Below are 12,682 nucleotides of genomic sequence, written 5' to 3' on the forward strand. Positions count from 1 at the left end.
CCCCTGCCTCCAGCCAAAGATCGGGGCTCACCGCAGTCCGATTTCTGCCTGTGCGGTAGATACCAACCGTATAGCGCCTCGGACAGCAACGCAGCTCAACCTTTGCATGATCTGCTTTCTTCATCGCTCGCATTGAGTCAACCATATATACCGATCAATATAAATATTCTCCATACCTAACGACTATCAAGAGACTTGCGTTGCGTTCACGTCCGTACCTCCAGATGTTCATGTTGAGGGAAGTGAAACTTCCCGCTACCGTCCCGGACTTATTGCTTGTGGTCTGGCGGCCGAAATGGCGTTGACGATGGCAGCAATGGCGTCCGGTCTTTCCGTGAGGCCGACATGATCACTGTCCGGAACAATGGTTACGACAGTACCTGGAAACTCCGACTGGATTTCATCGCGAGCTTTTTCCGGATCTATTCCCAAATCCTGCCCGCCGAAGATAAAGCTCATACGCCCTGCAGCCCCCCTGACGTCATCGCGCCAGGTCCGTTTGGGCGTGAAAAGATCGGCTCCCCCAGCCGCATTGAAATTTTCCACCATGCGATAGGAAAACGAGCGTGCGCCTTGCTCGGGCGCGACATCCTTCGGCATGGCGAATGCGATGATGGGAAGCCCGTTGAAAGCGTGGATGCCAACAGCGTTCAATATCTTCAGCCCGATCAGCCTTCCCGTGAATATCTTGACCCATCCTCCGGCACCGTTCGGTCGTGTCGCCGGATCGCGCAGGCCCAGATAAGGTGCGGCCACAACAATTTCGTCAAACTTCTGTCCAACAGTTTCATCGGCGATCCGCATGCCGAAGCTGCCACCAGCGGAATGACCCACATAGATAAACCGTGCGTTGGGGTAACGGCGTCGAAGCACGATCAAGAGATCGTCGAGATCGTCCTCCAACTGGCCGATATACTTGATGTTGCCCGACTGTCCGGACAGGCCACTGCCGCGCCAGTCAGGCGAGTAAACAGTGATTCCCCTGGCTGCAAGGGCTTGCGCAACGTCAGCCATGAACAGGCTGCTGGCGCCTGCGCCGTGCTGCAGAATCACCACAATGGGGACGGCGGCGCCATCGACCGGCGCGTCCGGACTGTAACGGCGAACGATGAGAGTCTGCCCATCTCGAGCATGGTACGGTTCGACCTCGCCGGGCGGCCCCGAGGATGGATGGAAGTCCCTGAAGGGAGGAGGTGCTGAGCCCGTGCCGAAAGCAACGAGAGCAAAAGGAAGTGCGATGCCAATAGCGATACACGCTGCGACGATCAATGGGATACGAGACATGGATGGTTCCTTGGCCTGCGTCCTGGATTCCGAATGGAATTTAGAATATCATATGGAATTTAAAATTCCAATCGGTATTTAAGATGGAAGAAAGAAAGCTGACTTCGAGGGATCGAGCCCAAGCGCAAACCCGTGAGCTGCTGATGGCGTCAGCCGAGAAGCTGGTGGCCCAATGTGGCTTTGGCGGCACATCCGTCGGTGACATCGTCGCTGATGCTGGCTTTACCAAGGGGGCGTTCTATTCAAACTTCAAGACGAAAGAAGATCTGTTCCTGGTCCTCCTGCAACGCCTCAAGCAAAGACAGCGGGAGGCATTGCAGGCTTTGGAGAGCTTTCCCGTCGACGATTTTGATAGCGTCCTCGATATCGTGGCTTCAATAGTGGAACAACACGCTGGAGATGCCAGTGCACCGTTGCTCGTCGCCGAAGCGCAATTGCAGGCAAGGCGCGATCCCGTCTTCGCGGCTGCCATCAAGGAAGAATTTGAATATCAGGTGGGCGTGATAGCAGGATGGGTCAAGGTTGTATGCAAGAGAGCCAAAGTTCAGTCCGTCATTTCCCCGGAAGAAATGGCACGAATGATCATGGCCCTTTCGCAGGGCCTCGCGCAACAACCTGCCGACAGGAGGCAGGGAGCCCAGATCGCGCGGAGCGTGTTGCAAAGGCTGTTTCTCCCGCAAAACACCTGAGAAGGACGGCCTGCTCAAATAGCAGTCGCGAGGCTGCAAATTACCTGTCCGATCCCGGTATTCCCCGACCTTACCGACTACAGGTATTCTCAGCCTTACCGAAGGTCGCGAGGCCCGCTGCGCTACTTCGAAGTACCGTGGCTATTCCCACCGCTGAGGACTGGGGAAGTTTGTGCCGCGACCTTTCGCCCGAACTCGTCGCCAAAGCAAACGGTATTCTGGTTCAAGTTCTACGCGACTTGAACAGTCCGCCGCATTCTGATCATGTTCAGACTTGGAGCGATGTAGCGAAAGCTGTTTATCGTCCGCTCATCGACCTCGCGAACGAATACGACACGGACTTGCTCGATAGTGAGGGCACGCCCGCGGCCGCGCTGTTCTTCGCACTTAACCACGACGTGTGCCTCTATCACTTCCTGCGATATAGCGGCGTATCGCACGCCCAAGCCATGGAATAGCGGACTGCCCACCAGCGGCTTCGCCTACGATCTCACTCGGCTAGGCACCACGCCGGTATCAACAGCGGGGCGAGGCAGGCGAGATATGACCAATCACGAGACTACCATTCACTACAACGGCTGATGTCCGGTCAGTCGTTTTACCATGCGCTCGAATGCGGCCTCCAGTGTGATAGAGCTTTTTCTCGATCCAGCAGGACCATGTTCAAATTCAATCCACCCTTCGTTGAAGCCATCCAGCATGCGGATACGCAATTGTGGATTCGCCGCGCCTTGGGCTCGGAAACGTGCCTCCCACGTCTCCCTCGGCACGGCTTTAGCGCGAACCGAACGACCGAGCAATTTGGAGAGCGTCGAAGCAATCTCGTCGGGCGACACCCGGTTTGAACTCTCGAGCTCCACGATGCGGCTACCCGCCCAACTTTCCCTCGACAGGATCTCGGCTGCAACTTGGCCGACGTCTTCGGTTGATACCATCGGCACTCGGCGATCCAATGGCTGAAGATAACTGGCAATCACCCCCGTCTCCGCCGCCAGCTTGATGTCACGCGTGGCATTCTCCATGAACCATGCGGCGCGCAGAAACGTCACAGCAGAGGGCAACGCACCCATGCGCGCCTCGACGTACTGGAATTTGCTCAGCAGATTCGTTTCATCGGCCTGCGCGCCAATTGTCGACAAGCACACGATCTTTTCGAGGCGAGCCGCCTCGAGAGCGCGACATAAGGCATCGACCGTACGGATCGTGTCCGGAAAGCCGTCCTCGGGATCGAAATTGGACGGCAGCATCACAAACGCACCCTGTACACCCTGCAATGCTCGCTCGACTGCATCTGCATCGTCCATGTCAGCAATGGCTACGTTGCATCCCAATTCCGCCCACGGTCGACCTTTTCCCTCACTACGGACTACGGCTCTCACCGACTCGCCTGAATCCAGCAGTGCCCGTGCGACAGCACCACCCACTTGGCCAGTAATACCCAATACCGCAAACATGTCATTTCTCCGTGAAAATATTGATCAATTGATCAACGAGGTAGCGTCCGGTAAAACCCAACGCGATCCTGTGCAAGCAGGCGACCGATTTCTTCGCTGCGTTCGTCGGCGAGAATCTCATCTCGGCCCGCTTCGACTCCACTGAGAACTTTGCTGGCGATATCTGCTGGCAAGGCCTTGCGCGCGTCAATTGCGGCCGCCATATCCGTATCTATGAAGCTGGCATAAACCCCAACGACTTGAGTCTGCTGACGCGCAAGCTCGAGCCGAAGACCATCAGTCAATGCCCGCGCGGCAGCCTTCGATGCACAGTAGGTCCCATTCATGGGATTCGTGAACCAACTCACGACGGAAAGAACGTTGACAAGCGCGCCTCCGCCCGATCCGGCAAGGATCGAAGCAAATGCTCTCGACATCTTAAGCGTGCCGAAATAATTGACTGCCATCTCGCTTGCGGCGGCATCAGGCGCTGTATCGGTCATGAAGGGCGTGTTGTGCATTACCCCAGCGTTATTGATCAGTAATGAGACATCTCCATCCTTCGCGTTTGATCTCAGCCTGCACGGCTGCCAGTTGAGCTTCGCGCCTTGCTGCAAGAACGACCTTGGCACCACGGCGGGCTAGCTCAACCGCGCTGGCCCGACCAATGCCGGAACTTGCGCCAGTGACTAGCGCCACACGACCATCAAGGGGCAACTGCAGCTTACTCAGCGGAGTTAAATCCATGGACAAGATCCTGAAGAACGCGCCACATCAGGAAGCCGATGCTTCCGAAAGTATCTTGAGCCTCGTGACCCATAGTTCATGTCCGTTATGCAGCCCTGCTGGATCAGTCCGACGAGTCGATACCGCAGCAGGCCCCTTGGTCGCTTCTTCGGTAATCACGTGACAGGACTGACTTCCTTCCTGGACGAGCAGCCAGGTGTGGTAAGCGGCCACGTGCGGACCGTAGCCGAACCAGCCGAGTCGTTCGCCCGGCACATACTCCGCCACGGTACTGTCAATGGGAACTCCGAACGTCTTCCAGGTAAAACGAGAATGCGGACCGATCTTCGTCTCGCCACTGATGATCTTGACGTCGTGCGAATTCGGATACCACGATGGCCATTTTGTTGCGTCAACCAGATGACCCCATACTGCATCGCACGACGCGTCGATGACGATTTCATTGTGCGAGAAAACATTGGCGTCAGTCGGATTCGGGCTGCCCGGCCAATGGATCTGCGTTGAATGCTCGGACAAATCCTGATCGACCTGGTCCGCATTAGCAGCCTGTACAGCAGTCAATGCGGCAAAGACAGCTAACACTCCGATCCCGCTCGTCACAATACGCATTATCTACTCCCGAAATACTATTCAAGCTAACAAATGGATCAGGCTCCGTCATGCCCGATCCATTGAAAACTGTTTAAAGTGAGGCTTGATAATGGGCCTGCCGATACTGGCAGGCCGACGCACACGGCATCAATGTGCTGCCAGAACACGCAGCGCAAGCTCGGCGAGCTGTTCGTCCGAGGCCGGGTTTTGGCCAGTCAAGAGCTCGCGATCTTCGACGACGTTAGGTGCCCAGCCCTTTACTGTCTCGACTTTGCCACCTGCTATCTGCAGGCCTTCCTCGGGTGTGAACGGCGGTTCACCATGAAAGACATTCTGTGCGGCAATGGTCTCCTCTTCATCGCTGAATACCGTCATCCGGTAACCGCGATACGGCCAAGTGCTCGCAAGTTGCTTCGCCTGCGCCACGTCCCCCGCTCGCAATGCCACCTGCATATCGGACGCATTGGGCAACGCAGCCAGTAACGCCACTGGCGCATGACACAGAAAGATCGTGGTGCGACCATGTGCATGGAAGTCACGCAAGATCGCGCCAAGATCACGGTCGGCCATCAGGTCGATGAGGGGGGCCGGTCCTCCCGGCACGAATACCGCGCGATACTGGCTTAGATCGCCACGCGCCACGTCACTAAGCCTGAACGGATGTTGTAGGCCAACTAGACTGGCCTGATAACGCCGTGCATCGTCCAGCGCTTCTCGACTACCGCCAAAGTAATCAGCGCTGATAGATGCCTGATCGACAACAGGCACGTTACCTTTGGGAGTAGCGAAGACCAGTTCGTACCCGGCGTCAGCGAACTTACGGGCGGGAATCACAAGTTCATTCAGGTAATAGCCCGTCTCGAAGGTCTTGCCGTCCTTCAAGGGCAATTCATGCTCGCTCGACAGCACGATCAGAATTTTGCCTTTCGGCGCCTGCGCCATCGCGGCTGGAGCCAGCGTAAGACTGAAAAGCGCGGCAAGCACGCACCATGCAATCTGCCTGAAAGCTCTCATCGCAGCATCTCCAGCACTCGCTGCGCAGCCGGAACTGACGAGGCAGGGTTTTGCCCGGTGATCAGTCTGTCATCCACTACGACGTGCGGATTCCAATCTGTCGCACTCGTGTATATGCCACCGAGTCGACGCATTTCGTCTTCAATCACGAATGGCACGACGCCGGTACCATGTGCGGCGACTTCCTCGCTATTGGAAAATCCCGTCACAGCCCGTCCGTCGATCAATGGCCGACCATCCGCGCGTACCGTGCCGCGCAGTACGGCTACGCCGTGGCAGACAGCAGCTACCGGCCGCTGTGCAGCACTCATCCGTTCGATCAGGTCAATCGACGTCTGATCGCTTGTGAGATCGAATACGGGACCTAACCCGCCGCTGTAGAAGACAGCATCGTAGTCGCTCCATTGCAGCGTCGACAACACGGCCGTATTCGCCAGCGCGTGCTGCGCCAGTGGATCGGCTGAGAAACGACGTGTTGCATCGGTCTGCGCAAAATCGGCCTCACTAGCCGGATCAACGGGTGCCAGGCCGCCTTGCACAGATGCCAGAACAACCTCGGCACCGGCTTCGATGAACGTGTAATACGGGCCTGCTACTTCATCCAGCCAACTGCCGGTCTTGCGATCCGAGCCAGGAACCTGGTCGCATGAACTGAGAACCATCAAGATTTTCATCGTATCTCCATGAGCGAAACGGTGCGATTGCGTGTCGTGGCCACAACCACCTCACGAATGCGAGGATGTGACGTCGCGCTTAAACTGGGAAATTGCCTCGCCATACGAGCCATGCGAGATATCGCGCAGCAACGACAGCGTCGGCGCCGGTCGCCAACCAAGCTGCCGTACGGCGCGCTCGCTAGATGGTCGGCTGCTCGTATCAAGGAAGATCGTGATGAAAGGTCCGAGCAACGCTTCGACTTCGGCGCGCGGCAGACTACGGGCTGGCACTCCAGTTGCCGCCCCAATCGTTTCGGCTAGCGCGCGCAAGGGAATATCGCGTTCGGTCGTCGCATTGAACGCCACACCAGCTGACGCTTTTTCGAGTGCCAGTAGATACAGCTTCGCCGCCTCGTCGACATCGACTGCACTTGTGAGCAACGTGCCGGTACCGATGTACGGTGCGAAGTCGTTTTTTATCGCCGCTTTCAGCAAGGCTGGCACGAACGAACTGCCACCGCGCCCGTAGACGAACGGTGGCAAACGGATCGCAGCTACACGCACACCATCTGCAGCCAGTGAACGGGCGTCGGCTTCAGCCTCGCCACGTAAGCGCAATATCGGATTTTCCCAGAGCGGGGCATCCTCATTCGTTTCGCCGCCGTCAGCAGCTGGCGCAGCCACCCCCGTGCCTGAGGTCGTAATCAGCCCTTTGCCCGTACCGGCCAGACCGGCTGCCAGCGCGCGGACGGCCGCCTTGTCGCTGGACATGATCTCTTCAAACGAACCCACACCGTAATCGATACCCAGATGGATCACTCCATCCGCCTCCGATGCCGCCTTCGTGAGTAATTCGCCAGACAATAGACTGCCCTCCAGTGGAGTCACGCCAGCCTTCACCAGACGATCAGCCGTCTGGGCATTGCGCGCGAGTCCAATAACCGCGTGACCTTGTCCAAGAGCATGCTCCGCCACCACGCGACCGATATAGCCGCTGGCTCCCGTCATAAAAATACGCATGTACTACTCCGTGCCGGAAAAGATGAACCAGTGAAAACGCCTCGGGGTTACGGTTTCTGCCCCACCCCACTGGATTGCACTTTAATTTCAACGCTAGATTGGATAAATTACTGAATACTTGAATTACTTTTAAGCGTGAGTTTGCAATGGATCGTCTGACGAGCATCGAGGTATTCGTTCGCGTCGTGGAACTCGGCGGCTTCACTGCAGCAGCCGGAGCCAGCGACATCTCACCGACGATGGTGAGCAACCACATCCAGGCGTTGGAGCGGCATCTGGGGGCCAAGCTGCTGAACCGCACGACGCGCCGACAAAGCCTGACCGAAATCGGCGCGGCGTATTACGCAAAATGTGTGGACATCCTGGCTCGCATCGACGCAGCCGACAGTGAGGCGCAAAACATGCATACGAAGCCCGCAGGCAAGCTGCGGATTAGCGCACCAATCACGCTGGGCTCTCACTTGCTTGTCCCAGCATTGAGCGACTATCTGCGTGATTTCCCGGACGTAAGTATCGACTTGCAGCTCAACGACCGCGTCGTCGATCTCGTGGAAGAGGGATTCGATGCTGCACTGCGATTTGGCCGCATGCCGGACAGCGGATTGGTTGTACGTCCGCTGCGTAGTTTGAATCGGGTAATCTGCGCGGCTCCACGCTATCTCGACGCGCGAGGTACGCCAGCTACGCCCGAAGATTTACGTGAGCATAATTGCCTTGCGTTCCACTACATCACGCCGGAGCGTGAGTGGCAATTCGATGGTTCGACCAAGGAAACGGAAACCATAGAAGTCTCGGGTCAACTTTCCGTCAATAACGGACCGGCGCTGCTACAGGCCGTTCTCAGTGGAATCGGTATTGCTATGCTGCCTGACTACCTGGTGCAGGAGTCCATCGACGCAGGCAGGCTTGTGCGACTGTTGCCCGGATACGATTTCCCTCGTGCGCCGTTGCAGCTCATTTACCTACCGGACCGTCACATGACGCCCAAACTTAGAAGCTTTATCGACTTCGTTACGATGCGGTTAGACGGGAAATCGTGAATCGCCGTTGCTATCTACAAAAATTTTGATCGAGCTCATCAACTACGGTTTCCCGCTTTCCAATTGATTTACGTTCAGTTCAGGAGTGGCGGAATATACTGCTGCGATGAAGTCCATAAAGGCAATCGCTCGCTTTGGCAAAAGACGGTTCGCTACGTAAAGAAGCTGGATCGGCACCGGCGGTGGAGCGTACTCGTCCAGCAGCAATTTCAGACTGCCATCGCTCAATCCCGCCTCGAACAGCCAGCGTGGCCCATGGGCAATACCAATGCCCGATCCGACGGCCTCTTGCACGGCTTGTGGAGAATTAACGCGCAATCGCCCGGACGCGGAAGCTTCCTGATCTCGCAAATGCCAGGTGCTGCCTGAGGATAGCAGCGTGTAGACGATGCAGTCATGATGCTGCAGATCGCCCGGCGTGCAGGGTATGCCGCGCTTGGCAAGATAGTCACGGCTTGCGACGCAGACCCGTTCGAACATGCCGATGCGTCGCGCCCGCAAAGCGCATATCCTCGAGATGCTCAATCCGGATGGCCAGTTCGGCGCCTTCATCAACAAGATTCACATACCGGTCGCCAATCTGCAGAACCAGTTCTATATCCTGATATCGCTCGAGAAAGTTCGGCACCTGTGGCAGCACGAATGCATGCGCCAGCGAGGTGGGACAAACAACGCGCAGCAGCCCCGACGGATGTGGCCCATCCTGCGGAATTCCTCAGGTTTGAATTCCTACTCAAGGATTTCCTTTAAAGAGGAATTCCAACCTGAGGGATGGGCCGGCCCTCCCTACGGCGCATCTCCGCGCCCGGGATATCCTGCCTCATCCGAAAAAATTTCTGCGTCGCACGCCGCATAAATTTCAGATGGCCGCTTCAGCCTCTACCCACCGCGCGCCGCTGAAGTCGCCAGCGCGTCCGCTATCTCAGATGGTCCCCGTGGTTGCGGATATCCCCGACGTGCCCCCGGTCATTCCCCGTCCACGTCGGCGGTCAAAGTTAGCTGGGCACGTCCGGCGCCATTACTCCCGGATCTCCGGTTTCTTTGTGGCGTCGACGCTCACGTAGGTGGCTTCAGCTCAGCCACGCTTGCCCTGCCCCTCACGGTCATCACTGCCGCAGCCGGTGGTACGCGCCGAAGCTCCAGAAGGAGGCGGTCCTGACACACCGGACAAACATCAGTCATGCACATGAGGTCTGACAGCCAAGTATATGCAGCAGATGCGACCATAAAAACTGCCCGTGTTCCAAGAGCGATTTCACGCGCCCCAGAAAATCATCCAGCTTGCTATACCTGTTTTTTTGCAATGACGAACGATGCGTCGCACGAACATCTGCGGGCCCTGTCGCCGTAGAGCACAATTGCATGCGCCAATCGCTCCCCGTCTGACCCGGTCGAGAGAAGTCCAAGACGAATCATGAAATTGATGCCTTCGCAATGCCAGACAACAAAGATAATTCTTGTATCGCCATTTAAAATTACCTTTCCAAATTAAATAATTATCCATATACGTTCACGACAAAATAGGCAATTAATCTTCTATCAGGACATACACCTAAATCCGATTTAATTCTGGATATCGCGTCATCGTTGGCCTATGTTCCTTTCGACGGCACTTTAAACGGACGACAAGGAGCCACCATGAGCCAGCACGCCATTCCGGCTGACTTGCTGCAAGAAGTACCACCGCGTGCGCTCGCAGAATCGCGGCCCAGGACTCTCCGTGGCGGAGTGCGCGATCTCAACATCGCCATCCTCATCAGGAAAGGAATAGGGAGCCGCCATAGCTGGATAGCGAAACGCTTGCGCGAGATGCCATCGGCTTCCGGCTACGAAGCGTCAACCGGCATGCCGGACGGCTCGCGAGGACATCCAGCATGAAACGGGAACTCGAAGAAGCGATCTTTCGCACCTATCCCGACATCTACCCGCGCCAGAAACCACGGTATGGAACGGAATATTTCGAGTGCGGTGACGGCTGGTACTGTTTGATCGCCGAGATCTCTTCGCTGCTGCAGGCCGAGGCACGCCGACTGGGACCAGGGAGTGTGCAAGTGGGCATAGTGAAGGAGAAACTCGGCCGGCTGGATTTCGGATTCAGCGGAGATGTCTCTGACGAAGTCTGGGACACATATAACGCGCTCGAACTGCGCAGCCTTCTGACTTGCGAACGCTGCGGCCAGCCGGGTGTTCGACGTACGCATCCTCGGTACGGCGTCGCCGTGCTCTGTGTCTCATGCGCCCAGGAGGCCGGCGGCTAACCACACCGCCCACGGGACACTCGCGCACGTAAAGAAGCCTATTGCGAACAGGAGATGACAATGCCAATCTGGCAAATCGCCCCGGTAACCGACAAACCGGAGGTTTCAATCTACCACTGGAGAATCCTTGAAACGGACAAAGGGACTCGACATTTCGTTGGAGCGGACGAGCACGACGGCAGCGGTCGGGTCAGCACCGCCATCGTTGCATTTGACCGGAGTGCGCGGCATGGCAAAACCCGCTCGGGTCGTGTTTACCATCTGATTGGGGAACCCGGCTACTCGGACAACGGGGAGTACGTCTGGACACAGTGGTGCAAAGTCAACGATGTGGCATCGTGCGTTGACGTCACCCGGCAAGCACTTGCTGAAGAGGCTGACGACAATCCTGCATGAGCGCGAAAGCACTCGTCTGGGGAGTCGCGTGAAGTAACAACTGCTCGATGAGACTCACGCGTCGCTATACTCTATGCTCCTGGGCGGATTTAGGCATCGACGCGCCCTGCGACACTCATTCAACCAGGGCGGCGAGTGCTGCACGCGCCGAACGCCTGGTTGTCGACGGCCAATCAGGCAGCGGCTCTGGCAGGAATCCGATAATGTCATCGTAGTCCATGCTCCCACGGTGCTCCAGTTCCTCTGCCAGTGCCGTCACACGGCGCCACACGCCCGGCGTCTTCAGTGCATCCTCCGTCATGTGACCCAGACGCTCGAACGTTTCGCGGGACGGCAATAGCTGCGTCAGCCCCAACGCCCTATCCAGGTCGTTGGACGGGCTATGACCGGTATCGTCAATATAAAATTCGGAGCCGTCGTACAGGGACTCGGCAATCGGTCCGGCAAGAATGCCGCACGCATCCGCTCGTACTTGATGCCGCCACACCGCGAGCGGCGTGCCCGCAGCATGCTGCTGCCCGGAGGCCTTACCCAGTGCCTTCCGCATTGCGCGAGCCAACTGCTCAAACTGGTCCCGGTCTGCCCAGAAGCAGAAGCCATCGTCATCCCACTCGAGGTGCATGAATGCGAATGGCACATCCGAAACCTCGCAGGCACCCCACGCGTCCAGGCACGGACGACCTTTGCGAGGCGGATAGGACCAAGATGCGGAGCCAGCCGGGGCAACGCCAAGGCGATAAACAGAAGCGCCGCCAAGGGCATGAATAATCGCGTGGCCAGCCTCGTGGACGCAGACCGCGCGACGAAGCTCTTTCGTCAGCATGATGATAGATACCGGGCGCGAACCCGGGGTTGTCGCCGCTCTTCATTCTTATCGGCACGCTGTGCCGAAAATGAAGAAGGCACGGGCCTTCCGCTATCGCCTGGACTGACCACATGAACAACGCCCGTACAAAACGTGTTGACATCGGGCGCAAAACAGGTTGATACTTTCTCCACGTCGAAGCCGCATCTGACCAGCAATATCAGTGGCTCCGCAATCAGGCCGCATCTTCGCGGCATTCATATACGGATCGAGGTCACTCACTGATCTCACCGGGTCTGGCATAGCACCCGTTCCGTAAAATCCAATACCTGTCCTACAGTTCATGGCTTGTTGTATTTGTCGGCCATGCACTTGAGACGCAGTTCGTCGAACTTCTCCTGAATATCCTTACGGGCCTTCACAGCCCTAAAGGCTTCCGCACGTCCTGCGACGTTGCGACGTCTGTCAAGTTGTCCTGTGGACAGGCCAGCTTGCGTCCGTGCCATTCATCAGCGCGCGGATGGAACGTCAACCAACCAAGGAGAAGTAGAACCATGACGCATCTGAGACTCGTAGCCGGGACCGACGTGACGGGCGTTCGACGCGGCAGGAGGCGCGCCGGAGCAACACAGACCTCGCGAGAAAATCCGTGCCTGACATTGATCTCCGGCACGACCACACCCGCTGCCCCGCAGATCGGCCGGGATGATCCAGCACCCGCTCCGCAACGCCCAAAGTCCCACAATCGG

At 57.2% G+C, this 12,682-nt stretch carries 15 protein-coding genes and 1 pseudogene; 6 read left to right on the forward strand and 10 right to left on the reverse strand.

The window, feature by feature from the left end; all coding sequences use genetic code 11:
- Positions 1-255: 255 nt before the first annotated feature.
- Positions 256-1,284, reverse strand: coding sequence for an alpha/beta fold hydrolase (locus tag CY652_RS18015; RefSeq protein WP_102132082.1), 1,029 nt, complete (start codon positions 1,282-1,284; stop codon positions 256-258).
- Between the two features lie 83 nt (positions 1,285-1,367).
- On the opposite strand from CY652_RS18015, the gene CY652_RS18020 reads away from it, so the two are divergent.
- The gene (locus CY652_RS18020) at positions 1,368-1,973 is read left to right on the forward strand and encodes a TetR/AcrR family transcriptional regulator (protein WP_102132083.1); all 606 of its coding nucleotides are present in this window, start codon (positions 1,368-1,370) and stop codon (positions 1,971-1,973) included.
- A 137-nt stretch (positions 1,974-2,110) separates the two neighbouring features.
- Complete coding sequence (locus tag CY652_RS18025) at positions 2,111-2,431, forward strand: hypothetical protein (protein ID WP_146010138.1); 321 nt, start codon at positions 2,111-2,113, stop codon at positions 2,429-2,431.
- A 111-nt stretch (positions 2,432-2,542) separates the two neighbouring features.
- Here the strand turns inward: CY652_RS18025 and CY652_RS18030 are convergent, their stop codons facing one another.
- From CY652_RS18030 to CY652_RS18060, 6 genes and pseudogenes are all read right to left on the reverse strand, one after another.
- A complete protein-coding gene (locus CY652_RS18030; RefSeq protein WP_102132085.1) occupies positions 2,543-3,427 on the reverse strand; it encodes an NmrA family NAD(P)-binding protein in 885 nt (294 codons plus the stop codon).
- Positions 3,428-3,459: 32 nt separating this feature from the next.
- Positions 3,460-4,153, reverse strand: a pseudogene (locus CY652_RS18035) (SDR family NAD(P)-dependent oxidoreductase).
- Positions 4,154-4,180: 27 nt separating this feature from the next.
- On the reverse strand, positions 4,181-4,762 hold the full coding sequence (locus CY652_RS18045; protein ID WP_102132087.1) for an SRPBCC domain-containing protein: 582 nt from the start codon (positions 4,760-4,762) through the stop codon (positions 4,181-4,183).
- A gap of 129 nt (positions 4,763-4,891) precedes the next feature.
- On the reverse strand, positions 4,892-5,758 hold the full coding sequence (locus CY652_RS18050; RefSeq protein WP_219723760.1) for a type 1 glutamine amidotransferase domain-containing protein: 867 nt from the start codon (positions 5,756-5,758) through the stop codon (positions 4,892-4,894).
- Positions 5,755-6,432 (reverse strand): type 1 glutamine amidotransferase domain-containing protein, encoded by a 678-nt coding sequence (locus CY652_RS18055; protein ID WP_102132089.1) that lies wholly within the window; start codon positions 6,430-6,432, stop codon positions 5,755-5,757. The genes CY652_RS18050 and CY652_RS18055 overlap by 4 nt, the downstream gene beginning before the upstream one ends.
- A 51-nt stretch (positions 6,433-6,483) precedes the next feature.
- Positions 6,484-7,434 carry an NAD-dependent epimerase/dehydratase family protein gene (locus CY652_RS18060; protein WP_102132090.1) on the reverse strand — a complete coding sequence of 317 codons (951 nt, stop codon included), beginning with the start codon at positions 7,432-7,434 and terminating at the stop codon, positions 6,484-6,486.
- Between the two features lie 146 nt (positions 7,435-7,580).
- Here CY652_RS18060 and CY652_RS18065 point away from each other — a divergent pair, with 146 nt between their 5' ends.
- A complete protein-coding gene (locus CY652_RS18065) occupies positions 7,581-8,474 on the forward strand; it encodes a LysR family transcriptional regulator (protein ID WP_102132091.1) in 894 nt (297 codons plus the stop codon).
- 42 nt (positions 8,475-8,516) lie between these two features.
- Here the strand turns inward: CY652_RS18065 and CY652_RS18070 are convergent, their stop codons facing one another.
- Together CY652_RS18070 and CY652_RS24920 are read right to left on the reverse strand one after the other, a co-directional pair.
- On the reverse strand, positions 8,517-8,954 hold the full coding sequence (locus CY652_RS18070; protein ID WP_258002355.1) for a substrate binding domain-containing protein: 438 nt from the start codon (positions 8,952-8,954) through the stop codon (positions 8,517-8,519).
- Positions 8,923-9,114, reverse strand: a complete 192-nt coding sequence (locus CY652_RS24920) for a hypothetical protein (protein ID WP_258002356.1) — start codon at positions 9,112-9,114, stop codon at positions 8,923-8,925. The genes CY652_RS18070 and CY652_RS24920 overlap by 32 nt, the downstream gene beginning before the upstream one ends.
- A gap of 998 nt (positions 9,115-10,112) precedes the next feature.
- Here CY652_RS24920 and CY652_RS24140 point away from each other — a divergent pair.
- Genes CY652_RS24140 through CY652_RS18075 form a run of 3 tightly spaced genes read left to right on the forward strand, consistent with a single transcriptional unit; the run spans position 10,113 to position 11,128 of the window.
- Positions 10,113-10,352, forward strand: a complete 240-nt coding sequence (locus CY652_RS24140; protein WP_146010139.1) for a hypothetical protein — start codon at positions 10,113-10,115, stop codon at positions 10,350-10,352.
- On the forward strand, positions 10,349-10,732 hold the full coding sequence (locus tag CY652_RS24145) for a hypothetical protein (protein WP_146010140.1): 384 nt from the start codon (positions 10,349-10,351) through the stop codon (positions 10,730-10,732). Before CY652_RS24140 ends, CY652_RS24145 begins: the two co-directional genes overlap by 4 nt.
- Positions 10,733-10,792: 60 nt before the next feature.
- A complete protein-coding gene (locus CY652_RS18075; RefSeq protein WP_102132169.1) occupies positions 10,793-11,128 on the forward strand; it encodes a hypothetical protein in 336 nt (111 codons plus the stop codon).
- Between the two features lie 115 nt (positions 11,129-11,243).
- Here CY652_RS18075 and CY652_RS18080 read toward each other — a convergent pair whose 3' ends face one another.
- On the reverse strand, positions 11,244-11,951 hold the full coding sequence (locus CY652_RS18080; protein WP_146010141.1) for a hypothetical protein: 708 nt from the start codon (positions 11,949-11,951) through the stop codon (positions 11,244-11,246).
- Between the last annotated feature and the right edge of the window lie 731 nt (positions 11,952-12,682).

Origin of the sequence: Burkholderia sp. WAC0059 (assembly GCF_002870125.1) — a bacterium.
Taxonomy (GTDB): domain Bacteria; phylum Pseudomonadota; class Gammaproteobacteria; order Burkholderiales; family Burkholderiaceae; genus Paraburkholderia.